Source organism: Thiopseudomonas alkaliphila, assembly GCF_001267175.1.
GTDB classification, from domain to species: Bacteria; Pseudomonadota; Gammaproteobacteria; order Pseudomonadales; family Pseudomonadaceae; genus Oblitimonas; species Oblitimonas alkaliphila.
The window spans coordinates 207,704-224,968 of the sequence record NZ_CP012358.1; the positions used below are offsets into that span (position 1 = coordinate 207,704).

20 protein-coding genes are annotated in these 17,265 nt (G+C 48.6%); 16 read left to right on the forward strand and 4 right to left on the reverse strand.

All coding sequences use genetic code 11. The features are described 5' to 3' along the window. Positions 1 to 86: 86 nt before the first annotated feature. Positions 87 to 1,400 carry a bifunctional DedA family/phosphatase PAP2 family protein gene (locus AKN87_RS01000; RefSeq protein ID WP_053102207.1) on the reverse strand — a complete coding sequence of 438 codons (1,314 nt, stop codon included), beginning with the start codon at positions 1,398 to 1,400 and terminating at the stop codon, positions 87 to 89. Then, positions 1,387 to 2,103, reverse strand: coding sequence for a DNA-3-methyladenine glycosylase (locus AKN87_RS01005; RefSeq protein WP_053103589.1), 717 nt, complete (start codon positions 2,101 to 2,103; stop codon positions 1,387 to 1,389). The genes AKN87_RS01000 and AKN87_RS01005 overlap by 14 nt, the downstream gene beginning before the upstream one ends. Before the next feature lie 177 nt (positions 2,104 to 2,280). Here AKN87_RS01005 and AKN87_RS01010 point away from each other — a divergent pair, with 177 nt between their 5' ends. The 14 genes from AKN87_RS01010 (at position 2,281) to AKN87_RS01075 (ending at position 14,877) form a co-directional block, all read left to right on the forward strand. Then, positions 2,281 to 3,558, forward strand: coding sequence for a glutamate-5-semialdehyde dehydrogenase (locus AKN87_RS01010; protein WP_053101642.1), 1,278 nt, complete (start codon positions 2,281 to 2,283; stop codon positions 3,556 to 3,558). Further along, on the forward strand, positions 3,551 to 4,195 hold the full coding sequence (gene nadD, locus AKN87_RS01015) for a nicotinate-nucleotide adenylyltransferase (RefSeq protein WP_053102208.1): 645 nt from the start codon (positions 3,551 to 3,553) through the stop codon (positions 4,193 to 4,195). Before AKN87_RS01010 ends, nadD begins: the two co-directional genes overlap by 8 nt. A gap of 18 nt (positions 4,196 to 4,213) precedes the next feature. Then, complete coding sequence (gene rsfS, locus AKN87_RS01020) at positions 4,214 to 4,576, forward strand: ribosome silencing factor (protein ID WP_053101644.1); 363 nt, start codon at positions 4,214 to 4,216, stop codon at positions 4,574 to 4,576. Continuing rightward, the gene (gene rlmH, locus AKN87_RS01025; protein WP_053101645.1) at positions 4,576 to 5,043 is read left to right on the forward strand and encodes a 23S rRNA (pseudouridine(1915)-N(3))-methyltransferase RlmH; all 468 of its coding nucleotides are present in this window, start codon (positions 4,576 to 4,578) and stop codon (positions 5,041 to 5,043) included. Before rsfS ends, rlmH begins: the two co-directional genes overlap by 1 nt. A 24-nt stretch (positions 5,044 to 5,067) precedes the next feature. Next, positions 5,068 to 6,957 (forward strand): penicillin-binding protein 2, encoded by a 1,890-nt coding sequence (gene mrdA / locus AKN87_RS01030; protein ID WP_053102209.1) that lies wholly within the window; start codon positions 5,068 to 5,070, stop codon positions 6,955 to 6,957. Then, positions 6,954 to 8,093 (forward strand): rod shape-determining protein RodA, encoded by a 1,140-nt coding sequence (gene rodA / locus AKN87_RS01035; protein ID WP_053102210.1) that lies wholly within the window; start codon positions 6,954 to 6,956, stop codon positions 8,091 to 8,093. The genes mrdA and rodA overlap by 4 nt, the downstream gene beginning before the upstream one ends. Positions 8,094 to 8,134: 41 nt before the next feature. Next, positions 8,135 to 9,130 (forward strand): lytic murein transglycosylase B, encoded by a 996-nt coding sequence (gene mltB / locus AKN87_RS01040; protein WP_080995571.1) that lies wholly within the window; start codon positions 8,135 to 8,137, stop codon positions 9,128 to 9,130. 6 nt (positions 9,131 to 9,136) lie between these two features. Beyond that, entirely contained in the window at positions 9,137 to 10,129 is a 993-nt protein-coding gene (locus AKN87_RS01045) for a septal ring lytic transglycosylase RlpA family protein (protein ID WP_053102212.1), read from the forward strand. Positions 10,130 to 10,224: 95 nt separating this feature from the next. Continuing rightward, positions 10,225 to 11,385, forward strand: coding sequence for a D-alanyl-D-alanine carboxypeptidase family protein (locus AKN87_RS01050; RefSeq protein WP_053102213.1), 1,161 nt, complete (start codon positions 10,225 to 10,227; stop codon positions 11,383 to 11,385). A gap of 31 nt (positions 11,386 to 11,416) precedes the next feature. Then, a complete protein-coding gene (locus AKN87_RS01055; RefSeq protein WP_053101650.1) occupies positions 11,417 to 11,698 on the forward strand; it encodes a DUF493 domain-containing protein in 282 nt (93 codons plus the stop codon). After that, positions 11,699 to 12,358, forward strand: a complete 660-nt coding sequence (lipB, locus tag AKN87_RS01060) for a lipoyl(octanoyl) transferase LipB (protein ID WP_053102214.1) — start codon at positions 11,699 to 11,701, stop codon at positions 12,356 to 12,358. Between the two features lie 5 nt (positions 12,359 to 12,363). Beyond that, a complete protein-coding gene (gene lipA / locus AKN87_RS01065; RefSeq protein ID WP_053101652.1) occupies positions 12,364 to 13,329 on the forward strand; it encodes a lipoyl synthase in 966 nt (321 codons plus the stop codon). Positions 13,330 to 13,418: 89 nt separating this feature from the next. Then, a complete protein-coding gene (miaE, locus tag AKN87_RS01070) occupies positions 13,419 to 14,027 on the forward strand; it encodes a tRNA-(ms[2]io[6]A)-hydroxylase (RefSeq protein ID WP_053102215.1) in 609 nt (202 codons plus the stop codon). A 157-nt stretch (positions 14,028 to 14,184) separates the two neighbouring features. Beyond that, complete coding sequence (locus AKN87_RS01075) at positions 14,185 to 14,877, forward strand: class I SAM-dependent methyltransferase (RefSeq protein ID WP_053101654.1); 693 nt, start codon at positions 14,185 to 14,187, stop codon at positions 14,875 to 14,877. 23 nt (positions 14,878 to 14,900) lie between these two features. On the opposite strand, the gene AKN87_RS01080 is transcribed toward AKN87_RS01075, so the two are convergent. Further along, the gene (locus AKN87_RS01080; protein WP_053101655.1) at positions 14,901 to 15,395 is read right to left on the reverse strand and encodes an STAS domain-containing protein; all 495 of its coding nucleotides are present in this window, start codon (positions 15,393 to 15,395) and stop codon (positions 14,901 to 14,903) included. Next, a complete protein-coding gene (locus tag AKN87_RS01085) occupies positions 15,395 to 16,189 on the reverse strand; it encodes a PP2C family protein-serine/threonine phosphatase (RefSeq protein WP_148561480.1) in 795 nt (264 codons plus the stop codon). The genes AKN87_RS01080 and AKN87_RS01085 overlap by 1 nt, the downstream gene beginning before the upstream one ends. Before the next feature lie 236 nt (positions 16,190 to 16,425). Here AKN87_RS01085 and AKN87_RS01090 point away from each other — a divergent pair, with 236 nt between their 5' ends. Further along, entirely contained in the window at positions 16,426 to 16,740 is a 315-nt protein-coding gene (locus AKN87_RS01090; RefSeq protein WP_053102217.1) for a PepSY domain-containing protein, read from the forward strand. Between the two features lie 252 nt (positions 16,741 to 16,992). Further along, positions 16,993 to 17,262 (forward strand): metal-sensing transcriptional repressor, encoded by a 270-nt coding sequence (locus AKN87_RS01095; protein ID WP_053101658.1) that lies wholly within the window; start codon positions 16,993 to 16,995, stop codon positions 17,260 to 17,262. Positions 17,263 to 17,265: the final 3 nt, after the last annotated feature.

Here is a 17,265-nt window from a genome sequence, read left to right on the forward strand (position 1 = left end):
GGCTAAAAAGTGAACGCGCAGCGCTTTTTAGTCACGCTAACCTACGCTGTAGCCAGACCTGCTTGCTGGGTTTAGTCCAGGACAGCTTAGTACTGGTACAGAACAAGGGATTGGGCCAGATTCCAGTGGGTAAAGATCAGTAAACTGAAGACCATTACCGCCCCGACAATTGACCACTGGCGCTTATCTAAAGCGGCCATCGGTTGCTCCCACTGCATAATGGCTAACCACACAGCGCTGCTTAAGCTAGCTAAAATGGCCCCAGCAATCACATCAGTCGGCCAGTGGGCACCCAAATAAACCCTAGAAATCGCAATTAGGCACGCTGGCACTGCGGCAATTGCTAGCCAAATTAAACGGCCGCGGGGGATTTGCTCGCGTCCGGCTAAAACCCCCAGCGCTAAACATAAGGCAAAGCCTGCGGCGGTGTGGCCACTAGGAAAACTAAAGCCCGATAAAGGCTCAAGCAGCAACTCGGGGCGGGGCCGGGTGATTAGGTGCTTAAGCAAGGTGTTAAGCACAGTGGCGCTTAAGGTAACCAAGCCCACATATAAAGCAGCGCGATACCGTTTTAACAGCCAGAGGGTGCTGCAAATTAATCCAATTAACGGCACCTGGGTTTGGATATCGGCCAGTTTCGTCAGTTGCACCATGAACCGATCCAGCCCGCTGGAGCGAATCAGTTGTAATGATTGATGCAGATGAAGATCAAACACGGCCAGATAACGCCAGCCAATCACCAATGCCAGTAAGCTCAACAAACAGGCAATGGCGGCCGTAATACTGGCCCAGCGGTGCTGGCGTAGACTGCCGTAGCTGGCCAAACCAATTAAGCAGCAAACAATAGTTAATACGCTAAGTGCTTCCGGCCAAAAGTGTTCGGGGGTCGGGTGATCTAAGGCGGCTCCCACTAACCAACCAGGCACTGAGTAGGCGATCGCCCAGCCTAGTGCTGCCAGCAAACTGATCGCGATAAACTTAGCTTTAGACATATCCAACATGCCAGCAGTCATTGGCAAAATAGGCCGCAAAGGCCCAATAAATCGGCCAATCAATAAGCTAATAGCCCCAAAGCGCTCGAAATAAACTTGGGCATGGCTTAGCCATTCAGGGTGGGTACGAATTAACGGAAGCTTAGCAATGCTGGTTTTAAAACGCTGGCCAAACCAAAACGATAGGATGTCGCCTAGTAAACCGCCTAGCCAGGCAGCAGCAATCACTTGCCACAGGGGTAGCTGATGAGCACCGGCGAGCGCGGTGATCGCCATCATCAAGACGACGCCGGGCAGAATAATACCGACTAAAGCCAAGCACTCTAAAAAAGCCACGATAAAAATACTTAAATGCAGCCAATGCGGGTTAGCACTTAGCCAAGCGGTAAGGGGGTCAAGCATACTCATAGGAGGGGGTCACCGTATAATCTAAGCCTTCTAGCTGACCACGGCGCAGCGGATTTTGGGTGGCAAAACGTGCAAAGTCGGCATCTACAAAGCGGTAAAACAAATGCTCATCTCGTCCTTGAGGAATTCCTAAGCGGCGAGTACGAATAATCTGTGAGGGAAGCAGACCACAATCTTCAACAAAAAGTCGCTGGTAATCAAATGCCTGAGCGTCCCATTCAGGTACGGTTAAGCCTAAGCTCCTACACAGCAAAGTTTGTCCGGCGCATAATCGCTCCTTGGGACGTGGGCCTGAGGCGGGATTGGCCGGTGGATTATTGGCTTGCATTTGTGGCAAGCACAGCGCTTGGGGCGAGGCCTGATCAAAGTAAGGAAAGCCGGATTTAATCAGCACCGCATTGCCAGGGCCTTGGGCGCTAAAGTTGATCGAATCCTTGCCCCGAGCGTAGTACATATAAATAGTGCCGCCTGGCATAAACAGTGCTTTGCGTTTTTCGGTGTAGCCCAAGGAGGAGTGGCTGCCTTTCTCGGCCAAATAGTAGGCTTCGGTTTCAATGATGCGTGCACTCAACCACAGACCGGATGGATGCTTAAAGCGAATGACACAGCCCAGCAAATCTTGGGCCAAGCGTTGTGCGTCGCGCTGAAAAAAGCCAGCGGCTAGGGGATAAGCCGTCCAGGGTAAAGCATTTGCAGCGAGGATTTGGGGGAAACGTTGATAGTGCGGACGAGTCAAGGTAGAGGAGGCTCCTAGTCAGCGGTGAACCGGTAAAAAAGATCAGTTTTGTAGGGCATAGACCGAGGATAAACTCTTTTGTGCGTTTCCTGTTGTACATGGCTATAATCCCAGCTCCGATCACCTTGAGATGAGAGTTAATCCATGACTGAGTCCGTTCTCGATTATATGCAGCGTTTAGGTCAAAGTGCACGCTTGGCTTCACGGGTATTAGCTACGGCACCCACCGCGCAAAAAAATCAGGCGCTCTTGGCCGCAGCCACTGCGTTAGATAAAGCCCGTGAGCAGGTCTTAGCGGCCAATGCCGAAGATATGGCCAAAGGCCGTGAGAACGGATTAGACGAAGCTATGCTAGATCGTTTAATGCTTAATGATGCACGGATTGATGGCATGATCGAAGGCTTACAGCAAGTGGCGAGCCTGCCTGACCCGATTGGTGAAATTCAGGATATGCGCTATGTGCCCTCAGGCATTCAGTTGGGCAAAATGCGGGTGCCGTTAGGGGTGATAGGTATTATTTATGAGTCGCGGCCCAACGTGACCATGGAAGCCGCTAGTCTGTGTTTAAAATCCGGTAATGCCACTATTTTGCGCGGCGGCTCTGAAGCGATTCACTCCAACCAAGCGATTGCCCAGTGTATCAGCCAAGGTTTAGCTGCCGCAGGTTTACCAGAAGCAGCGGTGCAGGTAGTAGAGACCACTGATCGTGCGGCGGTGGGGGCAATGATTACCATGCCTGAATACGTGGATGTGATAGTGCCACGCGGTGGTAAAGGTTTGGTTGAGCGGATTAATCGTGATGCGAAAGTGCCAGTGATTAAGCACCTTGATGGGGTGTGCCATGTTTACATTGATCAGGCGGCAGATGACGCTAAAGCGATTCGAATTGCTGATAACGCCAAAACTCAACGCTACGCGCCTTGCAATGCCATGGAAACCCTATTGGTTCATCCCAGTAAGGTTGATAGCGTGTTACGGCCTTTGGCCGAGCTGTTGCTCAATAAAGGGGTAGAGCTACGGGTGTGCCCAAGAACCATGGCACTGTTAGCTGATCAATATGGGCCGGCCTTAACGGCAGCCAGTGACGAGGATTGGTACGCCGAATACAACGCACCGATTTTAGCGATTAAACTGGTGGATGATTTACAAGCGGCCATTGAGCATATTAACCACTTTGGTTCACACCACACGGATACCATAGTGACGGAAAACTTTACCGATGCGCGCCACTTTTTAACCGCAGTGGATTCCAGCTCGGTGATGATTAACGCCTCTACGCGCTTTGCCGATGGCTTTGAGTATGGGTTAGGCGCAGAGATTGGCATCTCTACCGATAAACTGCATGCCCGTGGTCCGGTTGGCTTGCTGGGGTTAACCAGTGAGAAGTACGTGGTCTTTGGTGATGGACACATTCGTGGCTAAACGCATTGGCTTGCTCGGTGGCACCTTTGATCCGGTGCATATCGGGCATTTGCGTAGTGCGCTTGAGGTGGCCGAAGCCTATAAGCTTGATGAGCTGCGTTTGATCCCCAGTGCCCAGCCGCCGCACCGTGAAACGCCGATGGTGAGTGCTGAGCAACGCTTAGCCATGGTGCAATTAGCGGTGGCTAAGGTGCCGGTGTTGACGGTGGATGATCGTGAATTAAAACGAAATAAACCCTCGTGGACCATAGATACCTTGCTATCATTGCGCGCTGAACTGGCAACTGATGATCAACTGCTATTGCTGTTAGGGTGGGATGCCTTTTGTGGCTTACCCAGCTGGCATCAGTGGCAGGCACTGTTAACCCATTGCCACATTGTGGTGTTGCAGCGGCCAGATGCCGATACTGAAGCACCGCAAGTGCTTAAAGATTTGGTAGCGGCCAAATCGGTGGCTAATGTGAATGCTTTGCAGGGTGCCAGTGGGCAAATAGCCTTTGTCTGGCAAACCCCCTTGGCTATTTCCGCCACCCAGATTCGCCAGCGTTTAGCTGCTGGGCAATCGGCCCAATTTCTGGTGCCCGATGCCGTATTAGACTATATCGATACCCATCGCCTGTATCGGGCGGTGACTTAATTTAGAGAAAGAGAATTTATGCAAACTGAGCAACTGGTTGAAATCGTAGTAGACGCCTTAGAAGAGTTAAAAGGCAAAGACATTACGGTAATTAATGTTCGGGGTAAAACCAGTGTGACTGATGTAATGGTGATCGCGAGCGGTGCTTCTAACCGTCAAGTTAAAGCCATGGCTGAGAACGTACTGGAAAAAGTTAAAGCCCAAGGGGTAAAACCTTTAGGTAACGAAGGGTTAAGCGAAGGCGAGTGGGCCTTACTGGATCTGAATGACGTGGTGGTGCATGTCATGCAACCGGCTACCCGTGAGTTTTATGACTTAGAGCGCCTGTGGCAAGGTACGGCTGAAAGTCGCGAGCAACAGGCTGAAGTGAGCCAGTCTTAATGCGGATTCGGCTAATTGCAGTGGGCGGTAAAATGCCGCGCTGGGTAGAAATGGGCTGGCAAGAGTACGTAAAACGCTTGCCCCCAGAAATTACCCTTGAGCTGGTGGAAATTCCACTCTCGACTCGCGGTAAAAATGCTGATGTGCAGCGCCTGATTCGTCAAGAAGGTGCGGCCATGCTGGCTAAGGTACAGCCCGGCGAGCGGGTGGTGACCTTGGAAGTAGAAGGCAAACCCTGGAGTACCGAGCAATTAGCCGAGCAACTAGATGCTTGGCGCTTGGATGCACGCACGGTGAACTTAATGGTGGGTGGCCCTGAGGGCTTGGCGCCTGAAGTCTGTGCTAAAAGCGAGCAGCGCTGGTCGTTGTCGCCATTAACGTTGCCCCATCCGCTGGTGCGGGTGTTGTTAGGTGAGCAAATCTATCGAGCATGGACCGTTCTAGCGGGACATCCTTACCACAAATAATCACTAGCCGAAGATGAGTGCTGCATGACGTCTCCGATTCGCTTAAAAGATCATGAGCGAGATGCCAGGTTAATTGGTCAGCGATTAGCCATAGGGGCAGGCTTGGTGGTAGTAGTGCTGGTGATACTGCTGGCGCGGATGTATTACTTGCAGGTCATTCAGTATGAGCATCATTCAACCCTAGCTGAAAACAATCGGATTCATGTGCAGCCTTTGCCGCCCGCCCGGGGCTTAATTTATGACCGCAATGGCGTCATTCTGGCTGATAATCGCCCAAGTTTTAGTTTAACGCTGACCCGTGAGCGGGCCGGTGACTGGCCGGCGGTATTAGATACCTTGGTTGAGGTGTTAGAGCTGACGGAAGAAGACCGTGAACTGTTTGAGCGTCGGGTACGCCAAGGGCGGCGCGCTTTTGAGCCGATTCCGATTCTATTTGAGCTAGATGAGCAGCAAATTGCCTTAATTGCGGTTAATCAGTTTCAGTTGCCGGGGGTCGAGGTGGATGCCAAGCTGGTGCGAACTTACCCGCAAAAAGAGCATTTTGCCCACTCGGTGGGTTATGTTGGGCGGATTAATGAGCAAGACCTCAAACGTATTGATAATGTGGCCTACAGCGGCACTCACCATATCGGTAAAACCGGCCTTGAGCGTTTTTATGAAGAGCAGTTACATGGGCAAGTGGGCTACGAAGAGGTAGAGACCAACGCCCGAGGGCGAGTACTGCGGGTACTCAATCGAGTCGAGGCGGTTTCTGGCCAAGACTTACATCTAACCCTTGACGTTAAGTTACAAGAAGCCGCCGAGAAAGCCTTAGCTGATCGTCGTGGGGCGATTGTGGTGATTGAGGTTAACACCGGTGAAGTGTTGGCCATGGTCAGTCAGCCAAGCTTTGATCCTAACCCGTTTGTTACTGGCATTGGTTTTAAAGCCTATGCTGAGCTGCGCGATTCGCCAGACCAACCACTGTATAACCGTATTTTACGCGGGCTGTACCCGCCAGGCTCGACCATTAAACCGATGGTCGCTGCCGCTGCTTTAGATGCGGGGGTGATCACTGGCACCAGTCGGGTGTTTGATCCTGGATTTTATCAGCTGCCCAATAACAGCCATAAATTTCGTAACTGGAACCGCTGGGGCGATGGCTGGGTGAGTTTGGATTTAGCCTTAGCCCGCTCCAATGATACCTATTTTTATGACTTAGCCCACCGTATGGGGGTTGATCGCTTACATGAATATATGACTCGCTTTGGTTTTGGTCGGCGGGTAGCTTTGGATATGTTTGAAGAGACTGGCGGCATTATGCCGTCTCGGGAATGGAAGCGCGCCCGGTTTAAGCAGGTATGGTACCCGGGAGAAACCCTGATTTTAGGCATTGGTCAGGGTTATATGCTGTCGACGCCATTGCAGTTGGCCCAAGCGACGGTATTGATGGCAACCAATGGGGTGTGGCGGCGTCCGCGCTTAGCCCGTTTAATTGGTGATCAAGCACCGGTAGATCCCGAACCAATTGCTGATATTGTGTTTAAAGACGCTAGCAGCTGGACTTTAGCTAAGCGCGGTATGGAATCAGTAGTACATGGTGCGCGGGGGACAGCACGTAAGGTTGGGCAAAATGCCGCCTATCGGATTGCCGGTAAAAGTGGTACTGCCCAGGTAGTAGCGATTAAGCAGGGCGAGCGGTATAACCGCAACAAATTAAATGAGCGTCACCGTGACCATGCGCTATTTGTCGCCTATGCACCAGCGGATCGTCCTGAAATTGCCGTGTCGGTGATGATTGAAAATGGTGAGTCAGGCTCAGGGGTGGCGGGGCCAGTGGCAAAGCAAGTCATGGATGCTTGGCTATTAGATGCTAGGGGGCAATTAAAGGAAGCGTTTCGCCAGCCACGTACTCCAGCTGAGGTGCAGCCATGAATCGTAATTTTGATCGTTATTTACCTGAAGGTGATGTGTTATTGCGTCATCGTAGCTGGTTAGCGCGTTTACACATTGATGGTTGGCTTTTATTGTTATTGCTGATCTTGGTCTGTGCCGGTCTGTTTGTGTTGTATTCAGCTGGCAGTAAAAACACTGACTTATTGGTTAAGCAAGCGGTTTCTTTTGGTTTTGGCATAGCCTTAATGCTGGCTATCGCTCAGTTTGAGCCGCGTTTTTTAGCTCGCTGGAGTCTTTTGGGGTACGGCATAGGGGTAGCGTTGTTAGTGGTGGTAGAAGTCATGGGGCACAATGCCATGGGGGCTACCCGCTGGATTAACATTCCTGGAGTGGTTCGTTTCCAGCCAGCAGAGCTAATGAAGGTGGTAATGCCAATTACTATTGCTTGGTACATTTCGCAATACAATTTACCGCCACGTTTTAAACATTTACTGGTTTCATTGGTCTTGATCGCCGTGCCTTTTGCTTTAATTGCTCGGCAACCAGACTTAGGTACAGCACTTTTGATCTCAGCCTCTGGGATTTTTGTGTTGTTTTTAGCCGGTTTGCGCTGGCAGTGGATTGTTTCAGCAGTTGCCGCGGTAGTGCCTCTTGCTGTTATCATGTGGCTGTTTTTTTTACGCAGTTATCAGAAGCAGCGGGTACTCACTTTTTTAAATCCTGAGTCGGATCCTTTAGGCAGTGGCTGGAATATTATTCAGTCGAAAGCCGCGATTGGCTCAGGTGGAATTTGGGGTAAAGGTTGGCTGCATGGTACTCAATCACATTTGGATTTTTTACCTGAAAGTCATACCGACTTTATTGTGGCAGTGCTAGGCGAAGAGTTTGGCTTGGTAGGGATTGTGTTGTTGTTGGCGGTTTATGCGTTAATTATTTTTCGCGGGTTGCGGATTGCTCAACAGGCACAAACCTTGTTTGGCAAGTTATTGGCCGGTTCTATTACCCTGACGTTCTTTGTTTATGTGTTGGTAAATATTGGTATGGTAAGTGGCTTATTGCCTGTAGTGGGTGTGCCATTACCTTTTATTAGTTACGGTGGTACTTCTATTGTGACGCTCTTAGCGGGCTTTGGCTTGTTAATGGCAGTGCACACTCACCGTAAATGGATTACGTAAACTGATTTAAGGTTTTGTTAATGCAAGGTGTAACGTTTAACATGAAAAAAATTATTTTATCTCTGGCATTAACGTCCGGAGCAGCGTTTGCAACGGCTTCTGCAAGTGCCGCTGATAACTATGCGGCCGGTAATCCATTAGTGGATGAATTTATTCAGGAGATGGCTGCGGAACATGGCTTTATTCCTGAGTCACTGCACAAAGTATTTGCAGAGGCTAATAAGAAACAAAATATTTTGGATGCTATCTCACGGCCTGCCGAGCGGGTAAAAACCTGGAAAGAATATCGCCCAATCTTTATCACCCAGCAGCGGATTGACCGGGGTTTACAGTTTTGGCAGAAAAACCAGGAGGCCTTAGCCCGTGCTGAAGCTGAGTACGGTGTGCCTGCGGAGTATATTGTAGCGATTATTGGTGTTGAAACTATGTACGGTGGTAACACCGGAGGGCACCGAGTGATTGATGCCTTATCGACCTTAAGTTTTGATTATCCGCCCCGGGCACCATTTTTCCGCGGACAGTTAAAAGAGTTTTTACTGCTAACCCGGGAAGAGCAAATTAATCCCTTGGTACCGACCGGTTCCTATGCTGGCGCTATGGGGTTACCGCAGTTTATGCCCGGTAGTTTCCGTGCTTATGCGGTAGACTTTGACCATGACGGTCACATTGATATCTGGACTAATCCAACCGATGCGATCGGCAGTGTTGCCAACTACTTTATCAAGCATAAATGGCAACCCGGTGAAGAAGTGGTGGTGCGGGCTAAAGTCAGTGGTGACAAGGTAGATCAAGGCTTAGGCGAAAAAATTGATGACACTAAAAGTGTCGCTGAACTGGCCAAGCTGGGCTGGCAGCCAGAAAAACCATTGCCTGCAGACTTACAGGTAATGACCTTCAAGTTTGAGGGGGTAAAAGGCACTGAATATTGGATGGGATTACAAAACTTCAATACGATTACCCGCTATAACCGCAGCACCATGTACTCCATGGCGGTGCATGATTTAGCTCAATTAATTAAAAAAGCACGTAAGGATTAATCATCGATGCTTAAACCCGCTTTTCAAGTGCTGGCTTTATCTGCCTTGAGCCTAGCACTCATTAGCTGTAGTACTAAAACCACGCAACAACCAGGGGCCGCAACCTCGGGTAAAGCTGCAGGAATTAGCGGTCCTAATAATTTTAAGCGGCCAGGTAATGATGGGGCGCCTTGGTGGGATGTGGATGTATCCAATATTCCTGATGCAGTACCTATGCCCCATACTGGCAACTTTAAGGCCAGTCCCTATGTGGTTTTTGGCAAGCAGTATGTCCCGATTCAAAATGCCCATAATTATCGCGAAGAGGGAACGGCTTCTTGGTATGGCACTAAGTTCCATGGACAAAATACTGCCAATGGGGAAGTCTATGATTTGTACGGCATGACCGCCGCGCATAAAACCTTGCCCTTACCCAGTTATGTGAAGGTCACTAATTTAGATAATGGTAAGCAGGTTACGTTGCGGGTTAATGACCGCGGCCCCTTTTACTCGGATCGTATTATTGATCTATCCTTTGCTGCAGCTAAGCGATTAGGTTATGCCGAGAAAGGTGTAGCGCGAGTGCGAGTGGAAGGAATTGATCCTGTGGCGTGGTGGGCAGCACGTGGACAACCGGTACCGAGCGTGCTTGCCGATGCACATTTAGCTAAGGTTCAGGTACCAGAGCCTGCACCTGGAACGACAGAGGTTTATACTCCGCCAGTGACCCAGCATGCGGGAGCCTTATTGCCGCTACAGGTGTCTGAGTCAGCATTAGAGCGTCCTGGGCATTATTTGCAGATGGGTGCTTTTGCCAATCCTGATGCCGCGCAGTTGCTCCGTGATAAACTGGCGCAACATGTAGAGGTGCCGGTCGAGGTGAGCTCAATTGCCCGCGATAATCAGGTACTGCATCGTGTGCGCATGGGGCCAGTAAACTCTCGTTTACAGGCTGAGCAATTGCAGCAACAATTAGCTGCTGCAGCATTAGGTGCCGGAACCGTAGTAGATATTAATTAATGGTGGGGAATCTTTAGTCCTTGTGCTGTAAGTAGTTAAACAAGGCAAAGGTTAGCAACGGAATAATAACTTCATTTATTGTGAAAAGAGTAAGCATGAAAATAACTCAGTATGTAAAACACTTATTTTTTGCAGCGAGTGTTGTAGTAGCTCCTGCTACCTGGGCAAATACCTCAGTAGTACCGGCTATGCCAGAGCTGGCAGCGAAGTCTTACGTACTGATGGATGCGGTGACTGGGCAGGTGATTGTTGAGCATAATGCCGATGAGGCATTACCACCCGCTAGCTTAACTAAGCTGATGACCTCTTATATTGCCACTCAAGAAATTAAAGAGGGCAAGCTGGCCGAGTCTGACTTAGTGACAGTTAGTGAAAAAGCTTGGCGGACCGGTGGTTCGCGGATGTTTATCCAGGTCGGCACTCAAGTATCGGTAGAGGATTTATTGCGCGGTATTATTATTCAGTCTGGGAATGATGCCAGCGTTGCGTTAGCTGAGCATTTAGCGGGAACCGAAGAGGCTTTTGCCGAAGTGATGAACCGCACTGCAAAAACCTTAGGCTTGACTAATACTCACTTTAAGAATGCCACTGGCTTGCCTGCGCCTGATCATTATTCTTCAGCGATGGATATGGCCAAGCTGTCGCGGGCGATTATTTACGATGATCCAGATCACTATGCACTGTATGCCGAAAAAGAATTTACTTGGAATGGCATTAAGCAGCCCAACCGTAACTTATTGCTTTGGCGTGACAGTACCGTAGATGGTTTAAAAACTGGGCATACCGATGAAGCTGGGTATTGCTTAGTGGCTTCTGCTGTGCGTGATGACATGCGTTTAATTGCTTCAGTGTTTGGTACTACTAGTGAAGCCTCGCGTGCCGCTGAAACACAAAAGCTGCTAACCTATGGCTTTCGTTTCTATGAAGGTAAAACCTTTTACCGTAAAGGCACTTCGATGGCCGATGCGCGGGTTTGGAAAGGTCAAACTGATCAGCTGAAAGTGGGCACAGCAACTGATTTGGCGGTAACCTTACCCCGTGGTCAAGCGGAAAAAGTAGTGCTTAACATGAATTTACAGCCTCAATTAGTTGCACCGATTGCTGCCGGTGATGTGGTGGGCACAGTGGATGTCATGTTAGAAGATAAAGTCTTAAAAACAGAGAATGTGATCGCCTTAGAGGCCATTGAAGAAGCGGGTTTCTTTGGTCGTTTATGGGATAGTATTCGTTTGTTTTTTGCTGGTTTATTCAACTAATTAAAGGTAGCTGTACTTAAGCTAAAATACTATGACTGATACTGAACAGGTGGCACCTCCTAAAATTGAATTTCCTTGTGAGCATTATCCGGTAAAAATTATCGGTGATAATCACCCAGACTTTCAAACAATTGTGCTTGAAATTGTTGAGCGTCACGCTCCTGGTTTTGATATTGAAACCTTGGTTAAGCGTGACAGCAGCAATGGTCGTTACTTATCGATTCAAGTGCATATTACCGCCCATAGCATTGAGCAGCTGCAAAAAATCAATGAAGAGCTACGGGCTACCGGCCTAGTTAAAATGGTGCTGTAAATGAATCATTTGGGGGTTCGGCAGTTAGGGCTGGTTGACTATGAAACTGCTTGGCATGCCATGCAGCGTTTCACTGATCAGCGTACCGCCGATACCCTCGATGAGCTGTGGCTGCTTGAGCATCCAGCCGTATTTACCCAAGGACAAGCCGGTAAAGCCGAGCATCTCTTAGCGCCAGGGAATATTCCTGTGGTGCAAGTCGATCGCGGCGGTCAAGTCACTTATCATGGGCCGGGTCAGCTGGTGGCGTATTTTCTGTTGGACGTGCGGCGTAAGCAGTTAGGAGTGCGCGATCTAGTGTCACGGATTGAGCAGATTCTGGTTGACTTATTGGCCGCTTATCAGCTTAGCGCCTATGCCAAGCCTGATGCACCTGGGGTGTATGTGGATCAGATTACTGGGCAGGCGGCTAAAATTGCCTCGTTAGGTCTGCGAATTCGCCGAGGCTGTTCATTTCATGGCTTAGCGCTAAATGTGGATATGGATTTATCGCCTTTTCAGCGGATTAATCCTTGCGGTTATGCGGGCATGCAAATGATTCAGTTAGCCAGCCAAACCACCAGTCCGGTGAGCATGCAGCAGGTACAACAGCAGTTGATTTCGCTCGTTGTAGAACATCTTGAATACTCGAATTATCAGCCGTTAGCGGCGGAGTTATAGCTTTTATGTCCAGTGCAGAAACCAGCAGTCCGAAAAAAGTAGAAGCCGGCGTTAAGCTGCGTGGAGCAGATAAGGTCGCGCGCATTCCAATTAAAGTGATTCCTACCGATGAACTACCGCGGAAACCTGATTGGATTCGGGTGCGTGTGCCGGTATCGCCAGAAATTGACGCGATTAAACAGACTTTGCGCAAACATAAGTTGCATAGCGTCTGTGAAGAAGCTTCCTGCCCGAACTTAGGCGAGTGTTTCTCAGGGGGTACTGCCACCTTTATGATTATGGGTGATATTTGCACCCGTCGTTGTCCGTTTTGTGATGTGGGGCATGGTCGGCCAAAACCCTTGGATGAAAATGAACCGCGTAATTTAGCGGTCGCTATTGCCGAAATGAAGCTCAAGTATGTGGTGATCACCTCAGTTGATCGGGACGACTTGCGTGACGGTGGGGCCCAGCACTTTGCCGACTGTATTCGCGAGATTCGCGCCTTATCGCCAACGATTGAGTTGGAAACTTTGGTGCCGGATTACCGTGGGCGGATGGATATTGCCCTTGAAATTACTGCCGCAACTCCGCCTGATGTATTTAACCATAACTTAGAAACGGTGCCGCGTTTATATAAAGCTGCGCGTCCTGGCTCTGATTATGCCTGGTCACTGAATCTGCTCAAGCGTTTTAAAGAGCTGGTGCCGAATGTGCCCACCAAGTCAGGTTTAATGCTTGGCTTAGGTGAGACCGATGAGGAAGTGATTGAGGTCATGCGTGATATGCGTGCCCATAACATTGACATGTTAACCCTCGGTCAATATTTACAGCCATCGCGTGATCACTTAGCCGTCCAGCGTTTTGTGCATCCCGATACCTTTAAGTGGTTTGCAGAAGAGGGACTAAAAATGGGCTTTAAGAACGTTGCTTCTGGGCCTTTAGTACGTTCTTCTTACCATGCTGATGAGCAAGCTAAACAGGTTGAGTGATTTTTAACGAATCACCAATAATGAGGCTAAGGCTAAATGTTTTTACTGAGCCTTAGCCTGAGCGTGATTGAAAACTATGAGTGAGTGTTGTGACGACTGAATTAGCCCCTGAGTTAATTGAATTTTTACCTTGCCCAACCCCCAAAGCTTGGATTGAACAGGCTTTGGAGCACCAAGAGTTATTGCTGATTGATCACGCTAACTGCGAGAAAAAAGCGGCCGGTACGGCGATGACTTTAATGTTTCGCTACGCGGAAAAAGAGCAGTTACAGCAAAAGCTATCCCGTTTAGCTCGGGAAGAGTTGCGTCACTTTGAGCAAGTCACCGCGTTGATGAAAAAGCGCGGTATTAAGTATCGCCAGCTGAGTGCTTCGTTGTACGCCCAGCGCCTGCATCAGCATATTCGCAGCCAAGAACCTGAGCGCTTGATTGATACCTTAATTGTTGGTGCTTTTATTGAGGCACGCTCGTGCGAGCGGTTTTATCAGTTAGCGCCGTATTTGGATGAAGAACTAGCCAAGTTTTATCGTTCCTTGCTGAAAACTGAAATGCGTCATTATCAAGATTATTTACGGATGGCTGAGCTGTATGCCAAAGAGCCCATTGAGCCGCGGATTGCTTTTTTTAAGGAAAAAGAGCAGGAAGCTATTTTAACGCCAGATGAAAAGTTTCGCTTTCACAGTGGAGCGGCGGCTTAGATTAGCAAGTTGTTTTAATGGATCGAGTAAAAAGCGCCGTAATTGGCGTTTTTTGCTTTCTAGTTAGCAGATTATTTAGCCCGATTCGCCTTTTGCTGCAATCTCTGCGATAGTGCTGTTATCAGTACTTTAGGAGGCCTTTGAATATGCAGTGTCAATGAGTGCGGTTACTTATCAGGTTAAACAAGACATTATTCAGTTAAATGCTCAGCATTCGCTGACCATTAAATCACTTCTCGATCATCAACAGTTTTACGATCCACAGCAACAAGCGCAACGCTTAGGTATTTGCTCAGCCGCCTGGCCAATTTTTGGACTGGTTTGGCCCTCGAGTATTCAGCTAGCAAAAAAACTATTAAAACGAACCATCGCAGCAGACCAGCGGATTTTAGAAATTGGCTGTGGTTTAGGTATTGCCAGCATGGTCGCCAAACAGCTGGGGCTTAATATCACCGCCAGTGATCGTCACCCCTTAGCGCCAAAGTTCTTACGCAAAAATACCCAGCTTAATAATTTAGCTGAAATTCCTTTCTTGCATGGGCAGTGGGGAGTTAACCAGCCGGCATCTATTTTGGATACCAATGCACCGTTACTCTCTGGAACTTACGATTACATCTTAGCTAGCGATATTTTGTATGAGCCAGACAATGCATTGCAGGTGGCGCAGTTTATTCAGCGCTATGCGGCGCCAGAGGCGACTATCTGGTTGGTTGATCCTAACCGCGGTTACCATAACCATGTACGCCGTCATTTGGCTGAGTTCGGCTTTCAATTAGCTGAGCAGGTGCGGTTAGAGCATGGGCCAGGTGAAGAGCAGTACCGGGGCCGGTTATTAGTTTTTCAGCGCTAGCAGTGCCTGCAGGCGACGCGGGTTTAGTTGTGCGGCGTTTGATCCTGTAGGTATTCCACTAAGCTGTGAAAGGATTGGCGATTTTCTTCGTTTAAGCCCATCAGAATTTGGTGGGCTTCCAGCACTCTGGCTTTTACCGTGGCCTCAGATAGCGGTTGCGCTGGCAAATCATTTAAGCATTCAGGGCAGGGTTGCTGGGTATGCACCAGATTAAATACCTGATTAAAGCCCATCGAATCAAGTAAGTGGCTAATATCAGGGTTAGTGGAAACAATAGTAGGAAAAATACCCAGTTGCTGTTGCGATAAAATCGACAATTTAGCCAAGAGCCCAAGGGTCGTGCTGTCTAAGCTAATGGCTTCGGTTAAATCCACCAAGATTGAGGTAAAGGGCTGGGTATTTAGCGCTTTATGGATAGCCGTGCTGAGCTCATTACACAGCGTAAGACGCACATCTCCTGAGAACTTCAGAATGAAGGTCGGCATCTGGATCGCGTATTGAATTTTACCTGTATTCATTAAAGCATCCGGCTAATGGTCAATAGAGCCACATCATCGTCAATTACTTCCGAGCGGTCTAGTCTTAGCTGGCTCAGCAGCTCACTCCATTGGCCAGAGGTCTGTTCAACTAGTTCTAGCAGTTGTTGCTCTTTGGCTTGTAAACGTTGGGCATTGAGCAGCTCAAAGACGCCATCGGAAAATAGATGCAGACTAAAGGGCTGACTTAAGTCTAGGCTATTGTCGCTGTATTGAGCATTGGCAAATAAACCAATTGGCTGCCCTTTGCCACTTAAAAAACGAGCCTGACCTTGTTGCATAAACACTGGAGCGGGTAGATGACCGGCCATGCTCCAGGTGAGTTGTTGGCTACGCTGATCAATGCAACCTAAAATTAACGTGGCATGTTTTTCAATACCAATGGTAAGCCACTGCTGATTGATCGCTTGTAGGATACTGGCTGGCGTTAAATGATTTTGGCCGTTAGCAATCGCTTGGCGCATGAGTCCTTGTAACAGCACACTGCCAAGGGCAGATGCTGTACCGTGTCCCGCTACATCGGCTAAATAGAAAAAGTGCCGATCTTGATCCAAGGCTAAGTAATCTAAAGTATCGCCTGATAAATATAAGGCGGGGCGGACCAATGAGTGGAAGTGGTACGCCTGCCAGCTAAGTTCGGCAGCAGGTAATAAGCTGGCTTGCAGTTGCTGACCTAGGCGCTGGTCAGCCAGTACACGGTGTAGCGTCGCTGATTCAGATAGCTCGGTATGAGCTAAGGAGGCGCATGCCTGAATTGGCTGCTGGGGACTTTGCATAAAAAGCCAAATGTAATCGTTATTAAGTAAGAGCTGCAAAAGGTACTCTTATCGGTACTAGGTTTCAACTTTTTAGCTTTTTCTATAGCGAAATGGAATTATTTTTTGGGTGTCCAGTCTGAATAGATAACGGATTTAAGCAGTTTATGGCGTGTTTTATCCTAGGCAACACGTCTTTAACCACAGGATTGTATTCGATCTAAAATCTGTATTTGTTTTACTACTGGAGAACTATCATGAAGAAGCTGATGACCTTAACCACTGCCTCCATTGCTGCACTGGCTTTATCTGCAGGACTGGCTCAAGCACGTGATTTAACTCCTGAAGAAATTAATCAATTAACTGGTGCTGGCACTATTCAGTCGGTTGAGCAGTTAAATCAAGTGGTATTAGAGCAGCATCCTGGTGCTGAAATTTACAAAGCCGAACTTGAGCAAGACGGTAACCGCTATGTGTATGAAGTGGATTTAAAAGATGCGCAAGGTGTGAAGTGGGATTTAGAGCTTGATGCAGCTAATGGCCAAGTCTTAAAAAACAAGCAAGATGACTGAACCAAAGAGTAGGTGGTGCATTTGACCACAGGGTTACCTGACCTTTGATACACAGGCTTAATTAAATAGGTGTCACTAAATAGCGAGCTTCGGCTCGCTATTTTTATGGCGCTAAATGGGGGTTGGTTGCAGTTTATCGGCAGCGCTGATCGTCTCAGGGTCAAGTGTGTTAAAATTACCCTAATTTAATTATGTGTCAGTTTAAGCTGCGAGGTAGCAGCTTAGTCAGGCGTCGTTGACGCGGAGAAAACAATGAGTAGTGATTTGCGTGCTGCCCAGCAGCAAGCGTTAGTTAAGCGTTTAGCACGAGTAGAGGGACAAATTCGGGGTATTCAAGCGATGGTCTTGCGCGAAGAAAATTGTGAAGCCATTGCCCAACAATTTAGTGCGGCACGCCGCGCGTTAGACAAAGCCTATCAAGAAATGCTGGCCTGCCTGTTAGAAGAGGCAGTGTTAAATCCTGAACTAGATAAAAGCGACACCTTGCTTGAGGTGCGCAAAATCTTTACCAAGTACACCTAACTG

Excerpts from the sequence above, each read along its gene's own strand:
- AKN87_RS01000 (WP_053102207.1), bottom strand. The coding sequence starts at position 1,400 with ATGAGTATGCTTGACCCCCTTACCGCTTGGCTAAGTGCTAACCCGCAT.
- AKN87_RS01010 (WP_053101642.1), top strand. The coding sequence starts at position 2,281 with ATGACTGAGTCCGTTCTCGATTATATGCAGCGTTTAGGTCAAAGTGCA.
- rsfS (WP_053101644.1), top strand. The coding sequence starts at position 4,214 with ATGCAAACTGAGCAACTGGTTGAAATCGTAGTAGACGCCTTAGAAGAG.
- rlmH (WP_053101645.1), top strand. The coding sequence starts at position 4,576 with ATGCGGATTCGGCTAATTGCAGTGGGCGGTAAAATGCCGCGCTGGGTA.
- mrdA (WP_053102209.1), top strand. The coding sequence starts at position 5,068 with ATGACGTCTCCGATTCGCTTAAAAGATCATGAGCGAGATGCCAGGTTA.
- rodA (WP_053102210.1), top strand. The coding sequence starts at position 6,954 with ATGAATCGTAATTTTGATCGTTATTTACCTGAAGGTGATGTGTTATTG.
- mltB (WP_080995571.1), top strand. The coding sequence starts at position 8,135 with ATGAAAAAAATTATTTTATCTCTGGCATTAACGTCCGGAGCAGCGTTT.
- AKN87_RS01045 (WP_053102212.1), top strand. The coding sequence starts at position 9,137 with ATGCTTAAACCCGCTTTTCAAGTGCTGGCTTTATCTGCCTTGAGCCTA.
- AKN87_RS01050 (WP_053102213.1), top strand. The coding sequence starts at position 10,225 with ATGAAAATAACTCAGTATGTAAAACACTTATTTTTTGCAGCGAGTGTT.
- AKN87_RS01055 (WP_053101650.1), top strand. The coding sequence starts at position 11,417 with ATGACTGATACTGAACAGGTGGCACCTCCTAAAATTGAATTTCCTTGT.
- lipB (WP_053102214.1), top strand. The coding sequence starts at position 11,699 with ATGAATCATTTGGGGGTTCGGCAGTTAGGGCTGGTTGACTATGAAACT.
- lipA (WP_053101652.1), top strand. The coding sequence starts at position 12,364 with ATGTCCAGTGCAGAAACCAGCAGTCCGAAAAAAGTAGAAGCCGGCGTT.
- AKN87_RS01075 (WP_053101654.1), top strand. The coding sequence starts at position 14,185 with ATGAGTGCGGTTACTTATCAGGTTAAACAAGACATTATTCAGTTAAAT.
- AKN87_RS01080 (WP_053101655.1), bottom strand. The coding sequence starts at position 15,395 with ATGAATACAGGTAAAATTCAATACGCGATCCAGATGCCGACCTTCATT.
- AKN87_RS01085 (WP_148561480.1), bottom strand. The coding sequence starts at position 16,189 with ATGCAAAGTCCCCAGCAGCCAATTCAGGCATGCGCCTCCTTAGCTCAT.
- AKN87_RS01090 (WP_053102217.1), top strand. The coding sequence starts at position 16,426 with ATGAAGAAGCTGATGACCTTAACCACTGCCTCCATTGCTGCACTGGCT.
- AKN87_RS01095 (WP_053101658.1), top strand. The coding sequence starts at position 16,993 with ATGAGTAGTGATTTGCGTGCTGCCCAGCAGCAAGCGTTAGTTAAGCGT.